Origin of the sequence: Kitasatospora sp. NPDC018058, from assembly GCF_044327205.1 — a bacterium.
Classification (GTDB): domain Bacteria; phylum Actinomycetota; class Actinomycetes; order Streptomycetales; family Streptomycetaceae; genus Kitasatospora.
On record NZ_JBIRFA010000009.1, the window covers coordinates 96,198 to 120,459 of the forward strand.

Consider the following 24,262-nt stretch of genomic DNA (forward strand, 5'->3'; position numbering starts at 1 on the left):
CCCCGCGTCCGGCGTCAGGAGTCGCGTCGAACAGCCTCGACGCGACGGCGCCGGAGCACCATGCCCGCCCAGCCGACGCCGATCGCGGCGGCGCCGGCCAGCAGCAGCGGACCGGTGGCCGAGGTGCCGGCCACGGCTGCGGAGGTGGTCGGGATCGGCCGGCCGGCCGGGGCGTTCGGGTCCCCGCCGTGGCCGTGGTGGGCGACCGTGGACTTGGGCGCGTCGGCGGCGATCTGCGCGTCGTCGGGCGCGGCCGGGGCGGCGAGCGAGGAGACGGCCGGGGCGCCGGCGGTGGTCGGCGCGCCGAAGTCGACGTCGGAGCAGCTGTAGAACGCCTCCGGGCTGTCGCTGCGCTGCCAGATCATGTAGAGCAGCTGGCGGCCGGTGCGCTGCGGCAGGGTGCCCGAGTAGGTGTAGTACCCGTTGACGGCGGTGCGGTCGACCTGCACCTGGGCCACCGGGGTCGGGTCGAGGTCCGACCACTTCAGCGGCTTGGTCGGGTCGTAGCCCGGCTTGGTGAGGTAGACGGTCTGGGTGCCGACGTGCGGCGCGGTGGTGCGGAACCGGAAGGTGAAGTCGCCCGCGCTGACCGGGGTGGCCGGCCAGTCGGTGCGCGGCCAGTCCAGCGCCGCGTACTTGTCGCGGTTGGCCGAGCAGAGCCGGCCGTCCGGGATCAGCGCCTGGTGGTTCCCGGCGGCGTTGGCGATGTTGACCTCGTTCCAGTCGTACAGCGGTTGGGTGCCGCTCGCGGCGACGAGGTCCTTGCAGACCTGCGACACCGGGTGCTCCGGGCCCTCGGCGTAGCAGGCGGCGACCCGGCTGACGGGGTTGGTCATCGTGCCGTGGGCGCTGGCGGTACCGGCGGTGGTCGCGGCCACCGCGAGCACCGCGGCGCCGACCACGCCGACGGACAGGGCACTTCGCTTGATGGACATGGGGTGGGGACTCCTTGACCGTCGTTCCGGGCGGGTGTGGGGGAGAGCGGACACGCCTGCCCGTTCGGGGGCCGCTCGGCCCGGATCGCGGGCCCCGGCCAGAGCGTAGGATTGGTCTGGACCAGATGGCAATAGCCTTGCGTGCCGCTCCTGTTGACGGACTGTAGGCCCTGGAACAGCGCAAAGGCCCGACGGGACACCGGGGTTAGGTGTTCCATCGGGCCCGCTTAAGGCTGCCGAAAGGGCGACCGGCGGTCAGAGGAAGGTCTTCCCCTCGCCCCGGTAGGTCGGCACGGTCCGCACGATCCGGTCGCCCTCGATCAGGTGCAACTCCGCGAAGCGCTCGCACAGTTCGCCCGCCTTGGCGTGCCGGAACCAGACCCGGTCGCCGATCAGCAGGTCGTCCGCGGCCGAGCCGAGCAGTGGGGTCTGTACCTCGCCCGCACCCTCCATCGGGTCGTAGCGCAGCCCCGGCGGCAGGTACGGCACCGGCGAGCGGTCCGGCCCGGCCGCGCCGGAGGCCGGGTAGCCGCCGCCGAGCACCGTCACCACCCCGACCCCGGGGCGGCGCACCACCGGCTGGCCGAACAGTGCGGCCGGACGGCCCCGGAACACCCGGTAGTTGTCGAACAGCTGCGGCTGGTACAGCCCGGAGCCGGCCGCCACCTCGGTGACGGCCCGCTCGGCCGCGGTGGACTCCACACTGCCGGTGCCGCCGCCGTTGACGAACTCCAGCTCCGCCACCTGCCGCAGCCGCCGGACCACCGCCGCGCGCCGCTCGGCCAGTTCGGCCCGCGCCCGGCCCTGCATCAGCCGGATCAGCCGCGAGCGCACCGGCCGTCCCGGCACCAGGTCGCCCACCCCGGCGATGTGCCCCTCGTACGCCATCAGGCCGACCACCCGGAAACCCGGGCGGCGCTGGACGAGTTCGGCGAAGGCGACCAACTGCTCCGGGGTGCGCAGCGGCGAGCGCCGGGCGCCCACCCGGACCCGCCCGCCGAGCAGGTGCAGCGCGGTGTCCAGCTCCAGGCAGACCCGCACCTCGGCGTCGCCGGAGCGGGCCTTGTCGATCAGGTCCAGCTGGGCCGGGTCGTCCAGGACGACGGTGATCTCGCGGGCCGGCCCGGGATCGGCGGTCAGCTCGGCGTAGCCGGCCCGGTCGGTGGAGGGGTAGGCGAGCAGGATGTCGCGCACGCCGGTACGGGCCAGCCAGAGCGACTCGTCCAGGGTGAAGCTCATCACCCCGAGGAAGCCGTCCACGGCCAGCGCCCGCTCCAGCAGCGCCCGGCAGCGCAGCGACTTGCCGGCCACCCGGATCGGCTTCCCGCCGGCCCGGCGCACCAGGTCGGCGGCGTTGGCGTCGAAGGCGGCGAGGTCCACGACGGCCACCGGTCCGTCCAGGTGGGCGGTGGCCCGGTCGTACCGGTGGCGGTCGGAGACCGGGGCGGGCGCGGGAGCGTCGAGCATCACCATGCGCGCAGGGTGCCACAGCGCCTTACCGGTGGGTAGAGGGCGCGTGCAGGGAAATGCGGGCGGTGGCTCGCGGTGGCATAGGGTCGGCCGGGTGGACCGCAAAGACTTCTCCAACCCGGCGTTCGTCGGCAAGAGCATCCCGAATCCCGGCTTCTCCGACGACGACGGCGCGGCGGACCCGGCGCTGGCCGCGGCCCTCGCCCGCTGGTCGCAGGCCCGTACGGCCGAGCCCGAGGTGCTGGCGGCGCTGACCCCGACCCGGCTGATGGTCCCGATCGTCGCCATCCTCGGCGAGGTCGAGGTGGACGAGCACGGACACCGGCACGACAAGACCAGTGACATGGCAGTCCCGGTGCTGGAGGCCCCGGACGGGCGCCGCGCGCTGCCGGCCTTCACGTCACTGGAGACGCTCACCCGCTGGCGGGCCGACGCCCGTCCGGCGCCGACGGCGGCCCCGCAGGCCGCGATGGTGGCCTTCTCCGAGCGTGCCGACACCCTGCTGATCGACCCGGCCGGGCCGGTGCCCTTCCTGCTGGCCGGCGCCCGGCTGCGGGCGCTGGCGGAGAACCGCCCGTACCTGCCGCCGGTGACGGACCCGGAGGTGCGCGAGGCGGTCCGGGCGCTGCTGGCGGCCGAGCCGCAGGTGGTCAGTGGGCTGCTGGCGCCCTCGGAGGACTCGGACGGGGTGCTCGCGGTGGTCTTCGACCCGGCGCTGGACCAGCCGGGGCTGCAGGCGGCCGCGCAGCGGGTCGGCCGGGCGGTGGCCGGGGACCCGGTGCTGCGGGTGCGGCTGGACCGGGGGCTGGACCTCGCGGTGCTCCCGGCGAGCACGCAGCTGCCGGGGGAGGCGCTGTACCGGCGGTAGGACCGACTGTGGCCTCCCACTCACCCCCGGAATTCCGGGGGTGAGTGGGAGGCCACAGGTGATTCCGGTCAGGAGTAGACCGGCCCGGTGAACTTCTCGCCCGGCCCGGTGCCCGGCGCGTCCGGGACGATGGACGCCTCGCGGAAGGCCAGCTGCAGCGAGCGCAGGCCGTCGCGCAGCGGCGCGGCGTGGAAGTTGCTGATCTCCGGGGCGCCGGCGGTGACCAGCCCGGCCAGCGCGGTGATCAGCTTGCGGGCCTCGTCGAGGTCCTTGTCCTTCTCGCCGCCCTCGGCCAGGCCGCACTTGACCGCGGCGGCGCTCATCAGGTGCACCGCGACGGTGGTGATCACCTCGACGGCCGGGACCTCGGCGATGTCCCGGGTCAGGTCGTCGAAGCCGAGCGCCTCGTCGTCGGCGCCGGGGGTCTGGGTGGGCTCGCTGCTCAAGGGGGGCTCGTTCCGTCGTGCCGGTCTGCGTACCCCTGGAGCGTACAAGGGGGTTGCGCGGAGGGGCGGAATAGCTTTCGACCCCCCGGCGCTGTATGCTTCGAGACTGACCGGCCGGGATCCCGTATGGGCACCTGGCCAGCAAGTGGAGGCTCCACTGCAAGGAGGCCCGAGAGGGCAACCGCGAAAGTCTCCCACCTGATCGGCCTCACGGTCGACGGGTCCCGGTCCGCGACGGGCGCCACGGCGCCGAGTCGCCGCAGCACCCCTCACGGGGTGCCGCCCCCGGTTGTGTGGAGCCCCGCTTGTACCGAGCGGGGCTTTTTTCGTGTCGCGGTGCACACGGTGCCGAGAGGTTCCGGGCAGCGCAGCTCGAATGAAGCCCCGCCCAGTGGTCGAGTCCACTACGTGCGACCGCCGTCCGACGGCCGCATCGCAGAAGGTGCAACCGAGGAGGCCCCATCAGCACCGAGCCCCGCATCAACGACCGGATTCGCGTCCCGGAGGTGCGACTCGTCGGTCCCAGCGGCGAGCAGGTCGGCATCGTGCCGCTTGCCAAGGCGCTGGAGCTCGCGCAGGAGTACGACCTCGACCTGGTCGAGGTCGCGGCGACCGCCCGGCCGCCGGTGTGCAAGCTCATGGACTACGGCAAGTTCAAGTACGAGTCGGCCATGAAGGCCCGTGAGGCGCGCAAGAACCAGGCGCACACGGTCATCAAGGAGATGAAGCTCCGGCCGAAGATCGACCCGCACGACTATGACACCAAGAAGGGTCACGTCGTCCGGTTCCTCAAGCAGGGCGACAAGGTCAAGATCACGATCATGTTCCGCGGTCGTGAGCAGTCCCGCCCCGAGCTGGGCTTCCGTCTGCTGCAGCGGCTCGCCGACGACGTCCAGGAGCTGGGCTTCGTCGAGTCCTCGCCGAAGCAGGACGGCCGGAACATGATCATGGTTCTTGGCCCGCACAAGAAGAAGACCGAGGCGATGGCCGAGGCCCGCGCCCTCGCGGACGCCCGCAAGGCCGAGCGGCTGGGCCGGACCCCCGGCTCCGACGCCGCCCCCGCGGACGACGCCGAGACCGACGCCGAGATCGACGTCGTGACCGAGGTGCAGGACGCCCCGGCCGAGGCGGAGGCCCCCGAGGCCGACGCTCCGGTCGAGCAGCCGGCCGCTCCCCAGGGCGCCTGAGCCGTAAGGCTCACGGCAGTCCGGGGTCGGCCCCCAGGGTGACAGGGCGTCCCGCCCGGTCACCGCAGATCCATCCAGTTCACGCCCGCGCGGCGCAGGTCGCGCGGGCGTGGACGGGACTGACGAGGAGATACGGCGAAATGCCGAAGCAGAAGACGCACAGTGGCGCCAGCAAGCGCTTCAAGATCAGTGGCTCTGGCAAGGTGCTGCGCGAGCGCGCCGGCCGCCGCCACCTCCTGGAGCACAAGCCCTCGACGCTGACCCGCAAGCTGGCCGGGACGGTCGAGATGGCCCCCGCTGACGCCAAGAAGATCAAGAAGCTTCTCGGCAAGTGATCGCCTTCCCGCCCGGTGCGAGCCGGTGCGGGGCAGCTGATCCTTCCCGACCCATTCGAATGACGGACCACGTGAAGTAGTCCGTGGTCCAACCCAAGGAGTAATCAAGTGGCACGCGTCAAGCGGGCAGTCAACGCCCACAAGAAGCGCCGGGTCATCCTGGAGCGCGCCAGCGGCTACCGTGGCCAGCGTTCGCGCCTGTACCGCAAGGCCAAGGAGCAGGTCACCCACTCGCTGGTCTACAACTTCAACGACCGCAAGAAGCGCAAGGGCGACTTCCGTCAGCTGTGGATCCAGCGCATCAACGCTGCGGCCCGTGCCAGCGGCATCACCTACAACCGCTTCGTGCAGGGCCTGAAGGCCGCCAGCGTCGAGATCGACCGCAAGATGCTGGCCGACCTGGCCGTCAACGACCCGGGTGCGTTCGCCTCCCTGGTCGAGGTCGCCCGGAAGGCGCTGCCGGCCGACGTGAACGCCCCGAAGGCCGCCGCGGACGCCGCCTGATCTTCCGAGATCGGTTGAGCTCTGACCGGACCCGCAGGCTCTCCTGCGGGTCCGGTTCTGCTTTCCGCCTCCCAGCACCTTCAGCGTCAGCACCTCCAGCGTCAGCGCCTCCAGAGAACGAGACCATGCCGAGCACCGACACCCCCCTGCTCACCTCCCTGCGCTCGCCGCGCGTCGTCGCCGCCCGCCGGCTGGCCAAGCGGAACCAGCGCACCAAGGAGCGCCGCTTCCTGGCCGAGGGCCCGCAGGCCGTCCGGGAGGCCGTCGCCTTCGGCAAGCTGCCGGGGACGGCCGAGCACGCGGTGGTCGAGGTGTACGTGGGCCTGGAGGCCGCCGAGCGGCACGCGGACATCGTCGAGGCCGCCCTGAACGAGGGGCTGCCGGTGCTGACCGCCACCGACGAGGTGATCGCCGGGATCTGCGACACGGTGACCCCGCAGGGCATCGTGGCGCTCTGCCGCTTCATCGACACCCCGTTCGCCGAGGTGCTCAAGGCCCGGCCCAAGCTGGTGGCGATCCTCGCCCACGTGCGCGACCCCGGGAACGCCGGCACCGTGCTGCGCACCGCCGACGCGGCCGGCGCGGACGCCGTGGTGCTCACCGACGCCTCGGTGGACCTCTACAACCCGAAGGCCGTCCGGGCCTCCGTCGGCAGCCTGTTCCACCTGCCGGTGGCGGTCGGCGTGCCGGTCGAGGAGGCGGTCGGGAAGCTGCGCGAGGCCGGCGTCCGGGTGCTCGCCGCGGACGGCGCGGGGGAGCGTGACCTGGACCAGGAGCTCGACGAGGGCACCCTTGGAGCGCCCGGCGCGTGGGTGTTCGGCAACGAGGCGTGGGGGCTCCCGGAGGAGACCCGGGCGCTCACCGACGAGGTCGTGCGCGTCCCGATCCACGGGCACGCCGAGAGCCTCAACCTGGCCACCGCGGCCGCCGTGTGCCTGTACGCCTCGGCGCGGGCGCAGCGTTCGCCCGGCGGCTGCCGCTCGAACGGCTGACACGCCCCGGGGCGCGCCCGGATCGCCACGCTGCAAGCCCTACTGTCGGGGCCTGCGAGGCGCTAGGGTCTGCCTCGGTGGGGGGAACGGCACGGTGGGTAATCGGGGAGGCAACCCATGGTCGGCAACGGGCCCGAGCTCGACCCGGACGACCTGCCGGACGGCCTGGTGGTCGCCGACGCGCTGGGCCGGGTGGTCTGCTTCAACCGGGCCGCGGCCCGGCTCACCGGCGTGCTCCCGGAGGCCGCTCTCGGCAGCGCGCTGGAGGACGTCCTCCCGCTGGAGGACCTGGACGGCCGCCGCTGGTGGCAGCTGACCGACCCGTACGGCGGCCTGGCCATCCGCACCCGCCAGCCCGAGCGCAACCTGCTGCTGCCCGGCGGCCGCGAGGTGCTGGTCTCCGCCCGGTACGTCCGGACCGGGCCCGGAGGGCCGCTGGAGCGCCTGGTGATCGCCCTGCGCGGCACCGAGGCCCGGCGCCGCACCGAGCGCAGCCACGCCGAGCTGATCGCCACCGTCGCGCACGAGCTGCGCTCCCCGCTGACCAGCGTCAAGGGCTTCACGGCCACACTGCTGGCCAAGTGGGAGCGGTTCACCGACGGGCAGAAGCGGCTGATGCTGGAGACCGTCGACGCCGACGCCGACCGGGTCACCCGGCTGATCGCCGAGCTGCTGGACATCTCCCGGATCGACGCCGGGCGGCTGGAGCTGCGCAAGCAGGTGGTCGACCTGGCGGCCGCGGTGCGCCGGCACGTCGAGCGCAAGGTCGCCACCGGCATCCCCGAGGAGCGCTTCGACATCCGGATCAGCGAGCCGCTGACCGTGCTGTGGGCCGACCCGGACAAGGTCGACCAGGTGCTGGCCAACCTGCTGGAAAACGCGGTGCGTCACGGCGAGGGAACTGTCACGATCGAGGTGGCACCCGCCAAGGAGGTCGTCGAGGCGCCCGTCTGGGAGCGCTCCGGCACTCCGCCCCGCATCGTGGAAGGCACCGCGGTCACCGTGAGCGATGAAGGAAGCGGCATCCCCGAGGAGTCGATGCCGCGCGTCTTCACCCGCTTCTGGCGGGGCTCCAAGCGCGGCGGCACCGGCCTCGGGCTCTATATCGTCAAGGGCATCGTGGAGGCCCACGGCGGCTCGATCCGGGTCGGCCGCGCGCCCGGCGGCGGGGCCCGGTTCCGATTCATCCTGCCCGCCGGCGTTCCGGACTTCATGCTCTGACAGAGGATGCACGACAAGCACAGCACGCTCTGAGAGGGCACCGGGGTCCCGTCGGACGGGCTTCACGGCAGCCGCGCTACGCGCTGCGACTACACTCGACCTTTGGCGTTGCGCAACGCCCTGTGCGGCTGTGCCGCGGACACCACTCCCCGTTAGCCCTTCGGTCTCCCCGTGAGCCGTCCGGTGAACGGAGATCGGCTGCCCGCGCCCCGGCCCCGCCGGGCGTGACGCGAAGGCGAGCCCCACACACCTGAGCACGGACGAGCAGGAGCACGGGAAAGATAGAGATGTCGGCACCCAACAAGTCGTACGACCCGGTCGAGGTCGAGGCCCTCAAGCCCGAGGTGGTGGAGCAGGCGCGGGACGAGGCGATCGCCGCCTTCGCCGCCGCCGGCACCCTGGACGAGCTGAAGCAGGCCAAGGTCGCCCACACCGGCGACCGCTCCGCGCTCTCGCTCGCCAACCGCGAGATCGGCGCCCTTCCGCCGCACGCCAAGGCCGCCGCAGGCAAGCTGATCGGCCAGGCCCGCGGCGCGGTCAACCAGGCGCTCGCCAAGCGGCAGGCCGAGCTGGAGGCGGAGCGTGACGCCCGCGTGCTGGTCGAGGAGGCGGTGGACGTCACGCTGCCGTACGACCGCGCCCCGCGCGGCGCCCGGCACCCGCTGACCACGCTGGCCGAGCGCATCGAGGACACCTTCGTCGCGATGGGCTACCAGGTCGCCGAGGGCCCCGAGGTCGAGGCCGAGTGGCTCAACTTCGACGCCCTCAACCTGGGCCCGGACCACCCGGCCCGCTCGATGCAGGACACCTTCTTCGTCCAGGCCCCGGACGGCTCCGCCGACTCCGGCGTAGTGCTGCGCACCCAGACCTCCCCGGTCCAGGCCCGCACCATGCTCGACCGCGAGCCCCCCGTCTACGTGGTCTGCCCCGGCCGGGTCTACCGGACGGACGAGCTGGACGCCACCCACACCCCGGTGTTCCGCCAGGTCGAGGGCCTCGCCGTCGACGAGGGCATCACCTTCGCCGACCTCAAGGGCACCATCGAGGTGCTGGTCGAGAAGCTGATCGGCGGCGGCCTGGAGCTGCGCTGGCGCCCCTCGTACTTCCCGTTCACCGAGCCGAGCGCCGAGATCGACCTGCAGTGCTTCGTGTGCCGCGGCGAGAGCGTCGGCAACCCGGACCGCCCGTGCCGCACCTGCTCCTCCGAGGGTTGGATCGAGCTCGGCGGTTGCGGCGTGGTCAACCCCAGGGTGCTGGTCGCCTGCGGCGTGGACCCGAACCGCTACAGCGGGTTCGCCTTCGGCCTGGGCCTGGAGCGGATCCTGATGAATCGTCACAACGTCGCCGACATGCGCGACATGGTCGAGGGTGACGTGCGCTTCACCCTCCCGTTCGGGATGGAGATCTGATGCGCGTCCCGCTTTCCTGGCTGCGCGAGTACGTCGATCTGCCGGCCGGCGAGACCGGCCGTGACGTGGCCGAGCGTCTGGTCCGGGCCGGCCTGGAGGTCGAGACCGTCGAGCAGCTCGGCGCCGACCTCAAGGGCCCGCTGGTGGTCGGCGAGGTGCTCTCCATCGAGGAGCTGTCCGGCTTCAAGAAGCCGATCCGGCACTGCTTCGTCAACGTCGGCGACGCCAACGGCACCGGCGAGCCGCAGGAGATCGTCTGCGGTGCGACCAACTTCGCCGTCGGCGACAAGGTCGTGGTCGTGCTCCCGGGCGCGGTGCTGCCCGGCCCGTTCCCGATCGCGGCCCGCAAGACCTACGGCCAGACCTCGGCCGGCATGATCTGCTCCACCCGCGAGCTCGGCATGGGCGACGACCACGGCGGCATCCTCGTGCTCCCGCCCGAGTACGAGCCCGGCACCGACGCCATCGAGCTGCTCCAGCTCGTCGACGAGGTGCTCGACATCGCCGTCACCCCGGACCGCGGCTACTGCCTGTCCATGCGCGGTGTGGCCCGCGAGGCCGCCGCCGCGTACGGGCTGCCGCTGGCCGACCCGGCGCTGCTCGACGTGCCGCCGGCCAACTCCTTCGGCTACCTGGTCAAGGTCAACGACCCCGCCGGCTGCGACCGCTTCGTGGCCCGTACGGTCGTCGGCGTCGACCCGAACGCCAAGTCCCCGATCTGGCTGCAGCGCCGCCTGCAGAAGGCGGGCATCCGCCCGATCTCGCTGACCGTCGACATCACCAACTACGTGATGCTGGAGGTCGGCCAGCCGCTGCACGCCTACGACAAGCAGCGCGTCGACGGCCCGATCACGGTCCGCCGGGCGGAGCAGGGCGAGATCCTCACCACCCTCGACGGCGTCGAGCGCAAGCTCGTCGCCGAGGACCTGCTGATCTGCGACAACAGCGGCCCGATCGGTCTGGCCGGGGTCATGGGCGGCGCCTCCACCGAGATCCTCGACCCGGCCGCCGGCCCGGGCACCACCGAGGTGATCATCGAGGCGGCGCACTTCGACCCGGTCTCGATCGCCCGCACCGCCAAGCGGCACAAGCTGCCCTCCGAGGCGTCCAAGCGCTTCGAGCGCGGCGTCGACCCGGAGGCCGCCCGCGCCGCCGCGCAGCGCGCCGTCGACCTGCTGGTGCTGATCGCCGGCGGCACCGCCGAGGCCGGGGTCACCGACATCGCCGCCCCGCACCCGGTGCGCACCATCACCATCGCCGCCGACCTGCCCGACCGGGTCGCCGGCACCGAGTACGGCCGCGAGACCGTCACCCGGCGCCTGCAGGAGATCGGCTGCTCGGTCGCGGGCGCCGACGTCCTGGAGGTCACCCCGCCGACCTGGCGGCCCGACCTCACCGACCCGTACGACCTCGCGGAGGAGGTCATCCGGCTGGAGGGGTACGACAACGTGCCCGCCCGGATGCCCGACGTCCCGCCGGGCAAGGGCCTGACCGAGGCCCAGCGCACCCACCGCCGGATCGGCGTCGCGCTGGCCGGGGCCGGCTACGTCGAGGTCAACAACTACCCGTTCCTCGGCGAGGCCGCCTTCGAGGCGCTCGGCCTGGAGGCGGGGGACCGCCGCCGTCGCACGGTCAAGCTGGTCAACCCGCTCAACGACGAGGAGCCGGCGCTGCGCACCACGCTGCTGCCGGGCCTGCTCGGTTCGCTGCGCCGCAACATCGGCCGGGGCAACACCGACCTGGCGGTCTTCGAGACCGGCACCGTCTTCCTGCCCAAGGACGAGCTGACCGTGGCCCCGCGCCCGTCGGTCGAGCACCGGCCCAGCGACGCGGAGCTGGCCGCGCTGGACGCCGCGCTGCCGGACCAGCCGCGCCGGGTCGCCGTCGCCCTCGCGGGCGAGCGGCTGCCCTCCGGCTGGTGGGGCAAGGGCGCCCAGGCCTCCTGGGCGGACGCCGTCGAGGCGGCCCGCACGGTGGCCCGCGCGGCCGGTGTCGAGCTGACCGTCCGCCAGGGGCAGCGCGCGCCCTGGCACCCGGGCCGCTGCGCCGAGCTGGTCGTCGCCGGTACCGACCGGGTGGTCGGCCACGCCGGTGAGCTGCACCCGCGCGTGGTCAAGGCGCTGGGGCTGCCGGCCCGGTCGGCGGCCATGGAGCTCGACATCGACCTGCTGACGGCGGACGGCCCGGAGAAGGTCAACGGCCCGGCGGTCTCAGGCTTCCCGGTGGCCACCCAGGACGTCGCGCTGATCGTCGACACCGCCGTCCCGGCCGCCGAGGTCGAGGCCGCGCTGCGCGCGGGCGCGGGCGAACTGCTGGAGGCCATCCGGCTGTTCGACGTGTTCACCGGTGAGCAGGTGGGTGAGGGCAAGAAGTCGCTGGCGTACGCGCTGCGCTTCCGCGCCGGCGACCGCACCCTGACCGCCGATGAGGCCACCGCCGCCCGCGAGGCGGCCGTCGCCGAGGCCGTCGCCCGCACCGGCGCGGTGCTGCGCGGCGCCTGAGCGCGGACACGCCGTAGGGCCTGAAGGGCCCCGCCCGGACCACCGTGGTCCGGGCGGGGCCCTTTGCTCTTTCTTGGGTTGACGGCCCGTCACCATTCCCACTTAACTCATTAACTATGGAACTAGATAAAGGTGCTGACCGGCCCTCCCCGATCGAGTTCCGCCTGGACCCGGCCTCGGGTGTCCCGACCTACCTGCAACTCGTGCAGCAGGTCGAACAGGCGTTGCGGATGGGCTGGTTGGCCGAGGGGGACCGGTTGCCCCGGGTGCGGGAGGTGGTCGCCGGGCTGGCGATCAACCCCAACACCGTGCTCAAGGCCTACCGGGAACTGGAGCACCGCGGCCTGGCGGTCGGTCGGCGCGGCCAGGGGACCTTCGTGCGCGGGCTGCCCGCCGGGGTCGTGCCGCTGCGGGAACGGGCCGCGCTGCGGCGGGGGTTGCTGGACTGGATGCGCTCGGCGCGGGCCGCCGGGCTGGACGAAGGGGGGATGGTCGCGGTGTTCGAGGACGCGCTGCGTGACCTGCGCGAGGGTCGGGACGGGGTGGTGGCGTGATGCCGACGGACACGGTGATCGACTGCGGGGGGATCGGCAAGCGCTACCGCCGCTCCTGGGCGCTGCGGGACTGTCACCTCGCCGTCCCGGCCGGGCATGTGGTGGCGCTGGTCGGCCCGAACGGCGCCGGCAAGACCACGCTGCTCAGCCTGGCGGCGGGCCTGTCCCTGCCCGGCGAGGGCGCGATGACCGTCCTCGGCGACCAACTCCCGGGCTCACCACGGGCCTTGGATCGGATCGGCTTCGTCGCCCAGAACGCCGCGCTCTACCCGGGCCTGCGGGTGCGCGACCTGCTGGCGATGGGCCGTCACCTCAACCGGCGCTGGGACGCCGCCCGGGCGCGCGACCACCTGGACGGCCTCGGCATCCCGCTGGACCGCAAGTACGGCCGGCTCTCCGGCGGTCAGCAGGCCCAGGTCTCGCTCGCCCTGGCCCTCGCCAAGCGGCCCGAACTCCTGCTCCTGGACGAGCCGTTGGCCGCGCTCGACCCGCTCGCCCGGCACGACTTCATGTCGGTGCTGTTGACCGCGGTGGCCGAGGACGGCCTGTCGGTGATGTTCTCCTCGCACGCCGTCAACGAGCTGGAGCAGAGCTGCGACTACCTGGTGGTGCTTGCCGGCGGCCGGGTCCAGGTCACCGGCGAGGTGGACGACCTGCTGGGCGGCCACCGGATGCTCACCGGCCCGACCGCCGAGGCGGAGGCGGTCGCCGAGCGCCTGCCGGTGGTCCGCGACCGCCGGGCCGGCGCCCAGTCCCACCTGCTGGTCCGCACCGGCGGCGTGGACGCCCCGGTGTCCGGCGAGTGGCGCCAACAGCGCATCGGCCTGGAGGAGTTGGTGCTCGCCTACCTGCGCGAGCCGACCGCCTCCGCCCTGCCCGGCCCGCGCGGGGCCGTCCGTACCGCCGCGACCACCGGAACGACCGAGAAAGCGATGCTGTCGTGAGCTCGACCACCCTCGCCCCGCCCCGCTCCGCCGTGCTGCGGGCCGCCGGGCTGCGCCACCGGCCCGCGCTGCTGACCCTGCTCACGGTGATGGGCGCGATCTCCCTCGCCCTGCTGCTCCACGGCTGGTACCTGCACACCGGCCTGGACCGTAGCGGCGCGGCCTCCTGCGATCCGACCGCCGAGGCCTGCCTGGCCAAGTACAAGCAGTTCCGGCGCGAGTACGGCAACAGCCAGCTGGAGCTCGTCACCGTGGCCTACGTCCTCGGCGGCGCGTTCGGCGCGTTCCTCGGGGGCCCGCTGCTGGCGAGGGAGTTCGAGCACGGCACGGTGCGCTTCGCCTGGACCCAGGGCGCCGGGCGGACCCGTTGGACGGCGGGCGGCCTGGTCGTGGGCGGCGCGGTGCTGGCCGTCGTGGCGGCGCTGTTCGGGCTGCTGCTGCGCTGGTGGAGCGCGCCGCTGGAGCTCCAGAGCGGAGCGTTCACCCCCGAGCTGTTCGCGGAGACGTGGCCCGCCCTGGTGGGCCGGGTGCTGGTGACCTTCGGGGTCGCGGCGCTGGCCGGCGCGGTGCTGCGCCGCACGGTGCTCGCGGTGGGCATCGGCCTGGCGGCCTCGGTCGCGCTGCCGTTCGTCACCGACGCGCTGCGCTCGCACTACATGAATCCGCTGGAGATGCCGACGCACTCCCTCACGCCGATGGCGCTGGACGACCGCTGGGTTCTGAGTGTCTGGTTCTCGGACCCGGCCGGCAACCGGATCTCCGAAAACGATTTCTACAGCCTCGGCGGTGACTACGCCCACCTCCAGTCCCTGGTGCGCGACGGCGGCTACACCGTGCACGAGGTGTACCAGCCGGCGGACCGGTTCTGGCCGTTCCAGTTCATCGAGTTCGGCTGGACGACCCTGCTCGCCGTGGCGCTGTGCGCGGCAGCGGTCTGGTGGGTGCGGCGCCGGGCGGTCTGACCTGCGCCGTCCACATCAGTTTGAAGTGAATCCGTCAAAACCCTTGCGGGGTCGGGGCGCCAGGACGTTTGCTTCTCGTTAGGAAGGTTTCCTAACCCACGAGGAACCGGAGCATCTCATGCGCCCTCAGTCCCGTCGTGCCCTCCGCGCAGCCCTCGCCGCCGCCCTGGTGGCCGCGCCCCTCACGGTCGCGGCCACCTCGGCCGCCCAGGCCGCGCCCGCCGCCGCGACGTCCGTCCGGCTCGCGGGTGTCGGCCTGGACGACGCGCACAAGAAGGACATCGCGATGCAGCTGGTGTCCAGCGCGGAGAACTCGTCGCTGGACTGGAAGGCCCAGTACAAGTACATCGAGGACATCGGCGACGGCCGCGGCTACACCGCCGGCATCATCGGCTTCTGTTCCGGCACCGGGGACATGCTGGAGCTGGTGCGGCACTACACCGACCTCAAGCCCGGCAACGTGCTCGCCACGTACCTGCCCGCGCTGAAGAAGGTCAACGGCAGCGACTCGCACGCCGGCCTCGGTGACTCGTTCGTCAGGGACTGGGTCGCCGCCGCCAAGGACCCGGCCTTCCAGCAGGCCCAGAACGACGAGCGCGACCGGGTGTACTTCAACCCCGCCGTCGGCCAGGCCAAGGCCGACGGCCTGCGGGCGCTCGGCCAGTTCGTCTACTACGACGCCATCGTGATGCACGGCCCGGGCAGCAGCTCCGACAGCTTCGGGGGCATCCGCGCGGCCGCCATGAAGAAGGCCAGGACGCCCGCCCAGGGCGGCGACGAGGCCACCTACCTCAAGGCCTTCCTGGACGCCCGCAAGGTGGTCATGAAGAAGGAGGCCGCGCACTCCGACACCAGCCGGGTCGACACCGAGCAACTGGTCTTCCTCAGCGCCAAGAACTTCGACCTCAACCCGCCGCTGAAGTGGAAGGTCTACGGCGACAGCTACGCCATCAACGGCTGACGCCCCGGCCGGCGCCGCGGCGGGGGGCCGTTCTCCCTCGGTCTCCCGCCGCACCGGCCTTCGATCACCCCCCCCGCGAAAAACCAAAGAGGATGTGAAAATCCTGTTCATCCCGTAACGAATCGAGCAGGGGGGTAACGAAGGATCCCTCCCTTATTGACGCATCCGCCCGGTGGCGCTTGACTCCGTGCCCTGCCGCAGGTTTGCGGCGCAGCACAGGAGGCACCACCGATCATGAACAGACCCATGCGTCTCGCGGCCACCAGCACGGTCGCCGTGTCGCTCGCACTCACCCTGGCGGCCTGCGGTCAAACCGCGGCGCCCCAGAAGCCGGCGGCCGGTGGGGGCGACGAGGGCATCGGTCTGCTACTGCCGGAGAGCGCGTCCTCCACCCGCTACGACGCGTTCGACAAGCCGCTGATCGAGCAGACGGTGACCGGCCTCTGCACGAAGTGCACGGTCAGCTACGCCAACGCGGGCGGCGACGCGGCCGCGCAGAAGAAGCAGTTCGACGACCTGCTCGCCAAGGGCGTGAAGGTCATCCTGCTCGACCCGGTCGACGCCAAGGTCACCGCCCCGTGGGTCGATGCCGCCAACGCGAAGGGCGTGAAGGTCGTCGCCTACGACCGGCTGGCCCAGGGCAAGGTCGCCGCGTACGTCTCCTTCGACAACCAGCACACCGGGCAGCTCCAGGGCCAGTCCCTGCTCGACGCGCTCGGCCCGAAGGCCTCCTCGGCCAACGTCGTGATGATCAACGGCGCCGAGTCCGACCCCAACGCGGCGCAGTTCAAGGCGGGCGCGCACCTGGCGCTGGACGGCAAGGTCAAGATCGCGTACGAGCAGTCCGGCGAGTGGAAGCCCGACGTGGCCACGGCGAAGATGAACGAGGCCATCCAGAGCCTCGGGAAGAACAACATCCAGGCCGTCTACGCCGCGAACGACGGCATGGCCGCCGCCGTCATCGACGCCCTGAAGACCGCGGGCATCAAGAACGTGCCGGTGGGCGGCCAGGACGCCTCCATCGACGCGATCCGCCGGGTGCTCACGGGCGAGCAGGCGTACACCATCTACAAGCCGTACAAGCCCGAGACGGACGCGGCGGGCAGCATCGCCGTCCAGCTGGCCGAGGGCCTGGACATCAGCACCACCGCGACCTCGGTCACCGACAGCGGCGGACTGCACATCCCCTCGCTGCTGCTCACCCCGATCGTGGTGACCAAGCCGAAGGTGGAGGCCACCGTCGTCAACGGCGGGCTCTACAAGGCGTCCGACATCTGCACCCAGCCGTACGCGGAGGCCTGCGCCGAGGCCGGGGTCAAGTAGCCGGGGCCGTCAGGCACGTGGAAGGGCGCGCCCGCACCGGAGTCTCCGGTGCGGGCGCGCCCTTCCGTGTCGGGGCTCAGGCGCTCGCGGTGTAGTCGTAGAAGCCGCGGCCCGACTTGCGGCCCAGCAGGCCCGCGTCGACCATCCGGGACAGCAGCGGGGGAGCGGCGTACAGCGGCTCCTTGTACTCGTCGTACATCGACTCGGCGATCGAGACGATGGTGTCCAGGCCGATCAGGTCGCACAGCCGCAGCGGGCCCATCGGGTGGGCGCAGCCGGCCTCCATGCCCTTGTCGATGTCGGAGGCGGTGGCCACGCCCGACTCGAACATCCGCACCGCGGACAGCAGGTACGGCACCAGCAGCGCGTTGACCACGAAGCCGGCCCGGTCGCGGGCGCGGATCGGCTCCTTGTCGAGCACCTGGGAGGCGAAGGCCTCCACCCGCTCGGTGGTGGTCGCCGAGGTGGTCAGGGTCGGGATGACCTCGACCAGCCTCTGCACCGGTGCCGGGTTGAAGAAGTGCAGGCCGATGACCTGCTCCGGGCGGGACGTGGCGGCGGCCAGCTTCACGATCGGGATCGAGGAGGTGTTGGAGGCCAGGATCGCGTCGCGGCGCTCGATCACCCGGTCCAGGGTCTCGAAGATCTTGACCTTGATGTCCTCGCGCTCGGCGACCGCCTCGACCACCAGGTCGCGGTCGGCGAAGTCGGCCAGGTCGACGGTGAAGGACAGCCGGGACAGCGCCTCGTCCCGCTGCTCGGCGGTCAGCTTGCCGCGCTTGACCGCCGTCTCCAGGGAGTTGGTCAGCCGGGTGCGGCCGAACTCCAGCGCCTCACCGCTGGCCTCCGACACCAGGACGTCCAGCCCGGCCCGGGCGAAGACCTCCGCGATGCCCGACCCCATCAGGCCGCAGCCCACTACTCCGACGCGCGCGATGTCACTCACTCAGTTGCCCTTCGGTGGTGCTGGGGGTCGCCCAGCGAACTGGTGGCCCAGCGAGCTGCTGGTCAACGGGTCGGTGGACCGGAATGGGTGCACCGGTCACCGCCCCGACGACGTTACTACTCCGTACCGGCCAGTAGGTCACCCCCTCCCCGGCGGAGTGCCAGCGTTCACCGATCCTCCGAACGAGTGAGCCCGCGGCGCCCGCGCGTGTGCCCGGGGCCCTCACCGCCCGGCGGCCGACAGAATGCCGCAGGTCCGACAAAACGCCGCGGACGGGAGCCGGGGACGGGAAGGGAGCACGCGGTGCCGATGGGATCACTCGCAGGACAGGTCGCCCTGATCACCGGCGCCGGCCGGGGCATCGGCCGGGAGATCGCCATCGGTCTGGCCGCCGAGGGCATGGCCGTCGGCCTGCTGGGCCGTACCCACGACACGCTGACCGAGACCCTCAAGGAGTGCTTCAAACACGGGTCCCGGGGCGTCGCGGTCACCGCCGACGTGTGCCGCCCCGGCTCGGTGCGCGAGGCCGTCCGGCTGGTCGAGCGCGACCTCGGCCCGATCGACCTGCTGGTCAACAACGCCGGCCAGGTCGACCGCGCCGAGGTGCCGATCTGGGAGACCGACCCCACCCAGTGGTGGCAGGTGATCGAGACCAACCTGCGGGGCCCCTACAACCTGCTGCGCTGCGTGCTGCCGGGCATGGTGGCCCGGCGCAGCGGTCGGGTGATCAACCTCAACTCCGGCTTCGCACTGCGCCCGGACGGCGACTACACCGCGTACGCCACCTCCAAGGGCGCGCTGCTCCAGCTCTCGGACAACATGGCCGACTCGCTGGCCCGGCACGACGTCGTCGTCCTGGACATCAGCCCCGGCGCGGTGGCCACCGACATGACCGCCGGGATGCCGATGTTCAAGGACATGAAGGCCTGGGGCTCGATCCCGTACATGGTCGCGGTCACCGTGGACGCCGCCCGTGGCCGCTTCGACGAGCTGCACGGGCGGTTCATCCACGCCGGGAGGGACGATCTGGCGGAGCTGGTCGAGCGGGCCGAGGAGATCCGCAGGACGGACGCCCGGACGCTGCGGCTGCGCCCGTACAAGGACGACGACCCGATGGCCTGACCGACCCGGTGATCCGGCCGACCGGGTGGCCTGACCGACCCGGTGATCTGACCGACCCGGTGGTCCGGCCGACCGGGTGGCCCGGCCGCCCGACCGAACGGCTACGCGCAGAGCTGGCTGGCGGTGACCGGCTTGAGCCCCGCCTTGGTCAGGCCGTCCAGGATCGCCGGCAGCGCGTCGATGGTGCACTGGTGGCCCATGTGCAGGGCCACCACCGAGCCGCCGCGCACCGTGGTCAGCACCCGGCGCTGCAGCTCGGCGGCGGTCGGGTCGTTGTAGTCGCGCGGGTCCACGTCGAAGGACAGCACGTGCTCGTAGCCGACCGACTTGGCCTGGTCGCGCACCATCTGGGTGGCGTACTGCGCGGCGGAGGGGCGGAACCAGCGGCCGATCGAGCCGGTCAGCTTCTGCAGCCGGTCGGCGCACTGGGCGATCTCGGCGCGGGCCTGGTCCGGGGTCATCGCGGAGATGTTGAGGTGGTTCTGGGTGTGGTTGCCCAGCTCGTGCCCGCCGTCCAGGATCCGCCGGGCCATCTGCGGCTGCTGGTCCAGCCAGCTGCCGACCACCATCACGGTCAGCTTGGCGCCGCGCTGCTCGGCGGCCTCCAGCAGCGCGGTGGCGAGCTTGGGGTCGCCGCTGCCGTGGAAGGTGAGCGCCACGTTCTTGCCGGTGCGCGGCCCGTACACCACCTCGTACGGCGTGCCGGCCGCGAGCGGCGTCAGCGCGGGCGGGGTCGGCGGGGCGGAGGTCTGGGCGGCGGTCGGGGTCGGCTCGCCGGTGGGCTGCGGTGCGGCCGGGGTGGTCGGGGCGGTCGGCGCGGGGGACTCCGGGCCCTCCCCGCCGGTCCAGGCCGGGTCGGTGGTGTGCTGCGGGTCGACGGCTCCGGGGTGGGCGGCGAGCGTCCCGGTGTCGGCCCGGCGGGGCGTACCGCTGCCGCAGCCGGTGAGGATTCCGCCGGCGGCGGTCAGGGCGGCCAGCTGGGCGGCGGTGCGCAGTACGGTGCGGCGGTCGGCAGTCATCGGCAGCCAGCATAGAGAGGACGGCCCCGCCGAGCGATCCGGCATAGGCGGTCGCACGCGCTTTGACGTGCACACACTCCGTTCTACGGGTGTTGCGTAAACCTGAACTCCCGCTGTTTCCACGGCGTGTCGTTGGATACGATCACGGCGCACCGCGTGTTACGGGGCGGTAGGTTCATTCCGGCATTGCGCATTGGGGGCGGAAGATGATGCACGAGGACACTGCGGCCGTCGGCCAGGGCACCGACTGGGAGTGGGCCAGAGCCGAGGACTGGCAGCCGCCGAGCGAACTCGACACCGGCATACCGCACACCGCGCGGATGTACGACTACTACCTGGGCGGCAAGGACAACTTCGAGGCGGACCGCAAGGCCGCCCAGGCCGCGATAGCCGCCTACCCGGCGCTGCCGCTGCTGGCCCGCACCAACCGGCAGTTCCTGGGCCGGGCCGTCGAGTTCGCGGCGGGCCGGGGCATTCGCCAGTTCATCGACATCGGCACCGGTATCCCGGCCGTCGGCTCCACCAACGAGGTCGCCCAGCGGGCCGTCCCGGACGCCCGGGTGGTGTACGTGGACAACGACCCGATCGTCGCCACCCACGCCCGCGCCCTGCTGGCCGGGCACCCGGCCGGGCGCACCTCGGTGATCGAGGCCGACCTGCGCGACCCGGAGGCCATCCTGCGCCACCCCGCGCTGGCCGCCGCCGTCGACCTCTCCCAGCCGGTCGCGCTGATGCTGGTCGCGGTCCTGCACTTCATCCGCGACGAGGAGGGCGCCCAGCAGATCGTGCGCACCCTGCGCGACGCGCTCGCGCCCGGCAGTGCGCTGATCCTCTCCCACGGCAGCCCCGACTTCGCCTCCCGGGAGAGCGCCGCCGAGGGCGCCCGCATCTACAAGAGCGCCAGCGCCCCGCTCGTCCTGCGCCCGCGCGCCGGCGTCGAACCCTTCTTCGGCGACTTCGAGTTCGCCGGCCCCGGCCTCGTCCAACTCCCGCTCTGGCGCCCCACCGCCGGCCACGTCCCCACCACCGACCTCCCCGAGGGCTGGCAGGACGTCTCCGCCTACGCGGGCGTCGCCTTCAAGCACTGACCCCGCACGAGAGCCCGGTCCCGGCACCTCCCTCCTGCGCCGGGACCGGCCGTTGAAGACCATGGCGGGCCACTGACAACCCCTCACCGTGGCCGGCGGTTCCGTGCGTACCGGGAGAAATTGGCGCGACAGGGCGCGGCGCGCGGTGTTAGCTTCCGCGACATGGAACCCCTGAGCGACTCCGAGATCCGCGCGTCCTTCGTCAACTGCTCCAAGGGCGAGGCCCGTCGGCTCAACGTGCCCCGGGGGCTGGCCGAACTTCCGTGGGAGAACCTGGACTTCCTCGGCTGGCGGGACCAGGGCGCGCCCGACCGGGCATATCTGGTGGCGCCGCACGGCGGCGAGGTGATCGGGGTGACGCTGCGCTCGCCGATGGTCCGGCGCAGTCTGACCAAGACCAATGTGTGCTCGCTGTGCATCACCGCGCACGCCGGGTCGGGCGTCGCGCTGCTCGCGGCCCGTCGGGCCGGGGCGGCGGGGCGCGAGGGCAACACCGTGGGCACCTACATCTGCGCCGACCTGGCCTGCTCGCTCTACGTGCGCGGGCTGAAGAAGTCCACCCTGGTCACCCGGCCCGACGAGTCGCTGCCGCTGGAGGACCAGATCGCCCGTACGGTGCTCAACCTGGACGCCTTCGTGGCCCGGGTGCTCACCGACACGGTGGCGTAGGGCGACTACCGTCCGCGCAGCCCGTCCAGCTCGCGGCGCTCCCGCTTGGTCGGGCGCCCGGCGCCGCGGTCGCGCTCGAAGACCGGCGCGACGAACTCGCGCGGCGGCCGCGGCGGGCTGTTGTCGATCAGGCACTCCGCCGCGACCGAGGCGCCGACCCGCTTGCGGATCAGCTTCTGCACCACGACGACCCGCTCGTACCCATCCTCGCGGACCCGCACCTCGTCCCCGGGCTTCAGGGTCTGGGCCGGCTTGGCCCGCTCGCCGTTCACCCGGACGTGCCCGGCCTTGCAGGCGGCGGCCGCCAGCGACCGGGTCTTGGCCAGCCGGACCGACCAGATCCAGGCGTCCACCCGCACGCTTCCCTCGTGTTCAGCCATCCCACGACCCTACCCAAGGCCTACCCGGGCCTATTTTCGAGGCCTACCCAAGGCCCACCAGGGCCCTAAGCGGCCGAAGGCGCCTCCTGGACCGCCCAGCCGTTGCCGTCCGGGTCGTTGAAGAACACGAAGTTGTTCCAGTCCTCACCGTGCCCGTCCACCCGCGACTTCGCCACGAAGTGCTGGACCGGGCTGACCGCCACGCCGCGGGCCGTGAGTTCCGCGTGCGCCTTCTCGATGTCCGGCACCACCAGTTGGAGTCCCTTCACCGACCCGGGCACCGAATCGATCACCCCGGTGCCCACCACGATCGAGCAGGACGACCCCGGGGGAGTCAGCTGGACCACCCGGACTCCGTCCCGCAGCCGGGTGTCGTGGTCGACCGTGAAGCCGGCCTGCTCCTCGTAGAAGAGCTTCGCGCGGTCCACATCCGCCACCGGGACCACCACGACTTCGAGCTTCCAGTCCATCGCCCTCACCCCTTTTGGTCGGGCTCTTCCAGTATCCGTCCCGCCGGATTCGTTCAGTACTTTCCCCGTCGGGCCGTCCGATAGCCTGAGAGCACGATGAATCCGCAGACCACGCCCGCCGCGACCCCGTCGGCCACCCCGTTGGCCACCCCGTGGGGCACCCTCGACCTCACCCGCTTCCCGGCGGACCCGCGCGAGCGGCTGCGGGCCTGGGACGCCGCCGACGAGTACCTGCTGCGCCACCTCGCCGGTGAGGCGGACAGCGCCGCCGGCGCCCCGACCGAGCTGTCCGGCCGCCGGATCGCCGTCCTCGGCGACCGCTGGGGCGCGCTGACCACCGCGCTGGCGCCGTACGAGCCGGTCCAGATCACCGACTCCCACCTCGGCCGGCAGGCCACCCGGGAGAACCTCGCCCGGGCCGGCGCCGTCGTCGACGAGGCCCGGCTGCTCACCACCCGGGACACCCCGCCGGAGCGGATCGACGTCCTGCTGGTGCGCGTCCCCAAGAGTTTGGCGCTGCTGGAGGACCAGCTGCACCGGCTCGCCCCGGCGATCCACCCGGGCACGGTCGTGGTCGGCACGGGCATGGTCACCGAGATCCACACCTCGACCCTGCAGCTCTTCGAGAAGGTCCTCGGTCCGACCCGCACCTCGCTCGCGGTCCGCAAGGCCCGGCTGATCTTCTGCACCCCCGACCCGGCACTGGATCCCGGTCCCAGCCCGTGGCCGCACCGCTACGCGCTGCCGCCGGACATCGGCCCGGCCTCCGGCCGTACGGTGGTCAATCACGCTGGCACCTTCTGCGCCGAGCGGCTCGACATCGGCACCCGCTTCTTCCTGGCCCACCTGCCGACCCCGGCCCCCGGTGACCGGGTGGTCGACCTGGGCTGCGGCAACGGTGTGGTCGGTACGGCCGCCGCGCTGGCCGGGCCGGGCGCGGAGCTGGTGTTCGTGGACGAGTCCCACCAGGCGGTGGCCTCCGCCGAGGAGACCTTCCGTACGAACCTGGGCCCGGACGCCCCGGCCGAGTTCCTCACCGCCGACGCGCTCGCCCCGGACGTGTGCGCCCCCGGCTCGGTGGACCTGGTGCTCAACAATCCGCCGTTCCACTCCCACCAGGCCACCACGGACGCCACCGCCTGGCGGATGTTCAGCGGCTCCCGGCGGGCGCTGCGGCCCGGCGGCGAGCTCTGGGTGGTCGGCAACCGGCATCTCGGTTACCACGTCAAGCTGCGCAAGCTCTTCGGCAACTGCCAACTCGTCGCCGGGAACCCCAAGTTCGTGGTGCTGCGGGCCGTGAAGCGCTGAACGGCGGCGGTCAGCAGCGCAGCCCGACGACGCCCCAGCCGCGGCGCTGCGCCTCGGTGACCACCCGGCCCCAGTCGGTGAGGAGTTCGGTCCACCTCTCGAAACCGCCGACCTCGCTGCCCGGCTCCGCCGCGTGCCGGTCGAAGGGCTCGCGCAGCTCCGCCAGCCGGGGCGACACCCGCTGCCACCACCCGGCCACCACGGGTGCGAGGTCCGGCGGCAGCCAGAGCAGCAGCGCCGCGTCCCAGGTGCAGGGCCGCTCCGGCAGCCCGGCGCCCTCCCCGGTGAGGTCCTCCAGGGCGTGCCAGAAGAGCACGTCGTTGAACCGGTCGAGCGGGTCGCGCAGCTCGGGTGCGATGAACCCGCGCAGGTGGTCCCAGCGGTGGCCGACCAGGAAGTGCGGCGTGAACGAGCCCATGCCGTGGCGGAAGGCGTACCGGCCGTACCAGTCCTCCCCGGGCCCGGTCGGCCAGTACCAGCCGTGTTCGTGGGGGTCGCCGGTCTCGAACACCTCCCCGAAGGTGGCGTCGATCAGGAGGTCCTCCCGGTCGCCGGGCGCGGTCGCCTCCACCCGGGGCCAGTCCACGATCACTACTTCGATCCCCAAGCCCATCGCGCCAGCGTACGGCCCGGCCTGACCGGGCAGCC

At 72.6% G+C, this 24,262-nt stretch carries 25 protein-coding genes; 17 read left to right on the forward strand and 8 right to left on the reverse strand.

All coding sequences use genetic code 11. The features are described 5' to 3' along the window. Positions 1–14: 14 nt before the first annotated feature. Together ACH4E7_RS14945 and ACH4E7_RS14950 are read right to left on the reverse strand one after the other, a co-directional pair. Positions 15–935 carry a lytic polysaccharide monooxygenase gene (locus ACH4E7_RS14945; RefSeq protein WP_396249456.1) on the reverse strand — a complete coding sequence of 307 codons (921 nt, stop codon included), beginning with the start codon at positions 933–935 and terminating at the stop codon, positions 15–17. A gap of 255 nt (positions 936–1,190) precedes the next feature. After that, positions 1,191–2,408, reverse strand: coding sequence for an alanine racemase (locus tag ACH4E7_RS14950; RefSeq protein ID WP_396249457.1), 1,218 nt, complete (start codon positions 2,406–2,408; stop codon positions 1,191–1,193). A 91-nt stretch (positions 2,409–2,499) separates the two neighbouring features. Here ACH4E7_RS14950 and ACH4E7_RS14955 point away from each other — a divergent pair, with 91 nt between their 5' ends. Next, entirely contained in the window at positions 2,500–3,273 is a 774-nt protein-coding gene (locus ACH4E7_RS14955) for an SseB family protein (protein WP_396249458.1), read from the forward strand. 68 nt (positions 3,274–3,341) lie between these two features. Here the strand turns inward: ACH4E7_RS14955 and ACH4E7_RS14960 are convergent, their stop codons facing one another. Continuing rightward, positions 3,342–3,719: a DUF1844 domain-containing protein gene (locus ACH4E7_RS14960; protein ID WP_396249459.1), complete on the reverse strand. Its 378-nt coding sequence runs from the start codon at positions 3,717–3,719 to the stop codon at positions 3,342–3,344. A 461-nt stretch (positions 3,720–4,180) separates the two neighbouring features. On the opposite strand from ACH4E7_RS14960, the gene infC reads away from it, so the two are divergent. The 12 genes from infC (at position 4,181) to ACH4E7_RS15020 (ending at position 16,612) form a co-directional block, all read left to right on the forward strand. Then, complete coding sequence (gene infC / locus ACH4E7_RS14965; RefSeq protein WP_396249621.1) at positions 4,181–4,906, forward strand: translation initiation factor IF-3; 726 nt, start codon at positions 4,181–4,183, stop codon at positions 4,904–4,906. A 140-nt stretch (positions 4,907–5,046) separates the two neighbouring features. Then, entirely contained in the window at positions 5,047–5,241 is a 195-nt protein-coding gene (gene rpmI, locus ACH4E7_RS14970; protein WP_030286227.1) for a 50S ribosomal protein L35, read from the forward strand. Between the two features lie 108 nt (positions 5,242–5,349). Continuing rightward, positions 5,350–5,745: a 50S ribosomal protein L20 gene (gene rplT / locus ACH4E7_RS14975; protein ID WP_396249460.1), complete on the forward strand. Its 396-nt coding sequence runs from the start codon at positions 5,350–5,352 to the stop codon at positions 5,743–5,745. A 125-nt stretch (positions 5,746–5,870) separates the two neighbouring features. Beyond that, a complete protein-coding gene (locus ACH4E7_RS14980; RefSeq protein ID WP_396249461.1) occupies positions 5,871–6,737 on the forward strand; it encodes a TrmH family RNA methyltransferase in 867 nt (288 codons plus the stop codon). Between the two features lie 117 nt (positions 6,738–6,854). Continuing rightward, on the forward strand, positions 6,855–7,958 hold the full coding sequence (locus tag ACH4E7_RS14985) for an ATP-binding protein (RefSeq protein ID WP_396249462.1): 1,104 nt from the start codon (positions 6,855–6,857) through the stop codon (positions 7,956–7,958). A 287-nt stretch (positions 7,959–8,245) separates the two neighbouring features. Beyond that, a complete protein-coding gene (gene pheS, locus ACH4E7_RS14990) occupies positions 8,246–9,367 on the forward strand; it encodes a phenylalanine--tRNA ligase subunit alpha (protein WP_396249463.1) in 1,122 nt (373 codons plus the stop codon). Next, positions 9,367–11,868 (forward strand): phenylalanine--tRNA ligase subunit beta, encoded by a 2,502-nt coding sequence (pheT, locus tag ACH4E7_RS14995; protein WP_396249464.1) that lies wholly within the window; start codon positions 9,367–9,369, stop codon positions 11,866–11,868. Before pheS ends, pheT begins: the two co-directional genes overlap by 1 nt. 116 nt (positions 11,869–11,984) lie before the next feature. Continuing rightward, positions 11,985–12,422 (forward strand): GntR family transcriptional regulator, encoded by a 438-nt coding sequence (locus tag ACH4E7_RS15000; RefSeq protein WP_396249465.1) that lies wholly within the window; start codon positions 11,985–11,987, stop codon positions 12,420–12,422. Continuing rightward, the gene (locus ACH4E7_RS15005; protein ID WP_396249466.1) at positions 12,422–13,366 is read left to right on the forward strand and encodes an ATP-binding cassette domain-containing protein; all 945 of its coding nucleotides are present in this window, start codon (positions 12,422–12,424) and stop codon (positions 13,364–13,366) included. Before ACH4E7_RS15000 ends, ACH4E7_RS15005 begins: the two co-directional genes overlap by 1 nt. Beyond that, positions 13,363–14,328, forward strand: coding sequence for an ABC transporter permease subunit (locus ACH4E7_RS15010; protein ID WP_396249467.1), 966 nt, complete (start codon positions 13,363–13,365; stop codon positions 14,326–14,328). The genes ACH4E7_RS15005 and ACH4E7_RS15010 overlap by 4 nt, the downstream gene beginning before the upstream one ends. Before the next feature lie 118 nt (positions 14,329–14,446). Then, positions 14,447–15,289, forward strand: coding sequence for a chitosanase (locus ACH4E7_RS15015; protein WP_396249468.1), 843 nt, complete (start codon positions 14,447–14,449; stop codon positions 15,287–15,289). A 234-nt stretch (positions 15,290–15,523) separates the two neighbouring features. Then, entirely contained in the window at positions 15,524–16,612 is a 1,089-nt protein-coding gene (locus ACH4E7_RS15020; protein WP_396249469.1) for a sugar ABC transporter substrate-binding protein, read from the forward strand. A 76-nt stretch (positions 16,613–16,688) separates the two neighbouring features. Here ACH4E7_RS15020 and ACH4E7_RS15025 read toward each other — a convergent pair whose 3' ends face one another. Beyond that, positions 16,689–17,558, reverse strand: a complete 870-nt coding sequence (locus ACH4E7_RS15025; protein ID WP_396249470.1) for a 3-hydroxybutyryl-CoA dehydrogenase — start codon at positions 17,556–17,558, stop codon at positions 16,689–16,691. A 309-nt stretch (positions 17,559–17,867) separates the two neighbouring features. Here ACH4E7_RS15025 and ACH4E7_RS15030 point away from each other — a divergent pair, with 309 nt between their 5' ends. Next, positions 17,868–18,680: an SDR family NAD(P)-dependent oxidoreductase gene (locus ACH4E7_RS15030; protein ID WP_396249471.1), complete on the forward strand. Its 813-nt coding sequence runs from the start codon at positions 17,868–17,870 to the stop codon at positions 18,678–18,680. A gap of 101 nt (positions 18,681–18,781) precedes the next feature. Here ACH4E7_RS15030 and ACH4E7_RS15035 read toward each other — a convergent pair whose 3' ends face one another. Beyond that, positions 18,782–19,699 (reverse strand): polysaccharide deacetylase family protein, encoded by a 918-nt coding sequence (locus ACH4E7_RS15035; RefSeq protein ID WP_396249472.1) that lies wholly within the window; start codon positions 19,697–19,699, stop codon positions 18,782–18,784. A 206-nt stretch (positions 19,700–19,905) separates the two neighbouring features. Here ACH4E7_RS15035 and ACH4E7_RS15040 point away from each other — a divergent pair, with 206 nt between their 5' ends. Further along, positions 19,906–20,787 (forward strand): SAM-dependent methyltransferase, encoded by an 882-nt coding sequence (locus tag ACH4E7_RS15040; protein WP_396249473.1) that lies wholly within the window; start codon positions 19,906–19,908, stop codon positions 20,785–20,787. Positions 20,788–20,949: 162 nt separating this feature from the next. Then, positions 20,950–21,456: an FBP domain-containing protein gene (locus ACH4E7_RS15045; RefSeq protein WP_396249474.1), complete on the forward strand. Its 507-nt coding sequence runs from the start codon at positions 20,950–20,952 to the stop codon at positions 21,454–21,456. A 5-nt stretch (positions 21,457–21,461) separates the two neighbouring features. Here ACH4E7_RS15045 and ACH4E7_RS15050 read toward each other — a convergent pair whose 3' ends face one another. Continuing rightward, positions 21,462–21,836, reverse strand: coding sequence for an RNA-binding S4 domain-containing protein (locus tag ACH4E7_RS15050; protein WP_396249475.1), 375 nt, complete (start codon positions 21,834–21,836; stop codon positions 21,462–21,464). 65 nt (positions 21,837–21,901) lie between these two features. Continuing rightward, positions 21,902–22,306 (reverse strand): VOC family protein, encoded by a 405-nt coding sequence (locus ACH4E7_RS15055; RefSeq protein WP_396249476.1) that lies wholly within the window; start codon positions 22,304–22,306, stop codon positions 21,902–21,904. 96 nt (positions 22,307–22,402) lie between these two features. Here ACH4E7_RS15055 and ACH4E7_RS15060 point away from each other — a divergent pair, with 96 nt between their 5' ends. Further along, positions 22,403–23,614 carry a methyltransferase gene (locus ACH4E7_RS15060; RefSeq protein WP_396249477.1) on the forward strand — a complete coding sequence of 404 codons (1,212 nt, stop codon included), beginning with the start codon at positions 22,403–22,405 and terminating at the stop codon, positions 23,612–23,614. Positions 23,615–23,624: 10 nt separating this feature from the next. Here ACH4E7_RS15060 and ACH4E7_RS15065 read toward each other — a convergent pair whose 3' ends face one another. Further along, positions 23,625–24,227, reverse strand: coding sequence for a hypothetical protein (locus ACH4E7_RS15065; RefSeq protein ID WP_396249478.1), 603 nt, complete (start codon positions 24,225–24,227; stop codon positions 23,625–23,627). Positions 24,228–24,262 lie beyond the last annotated feature (35 nt).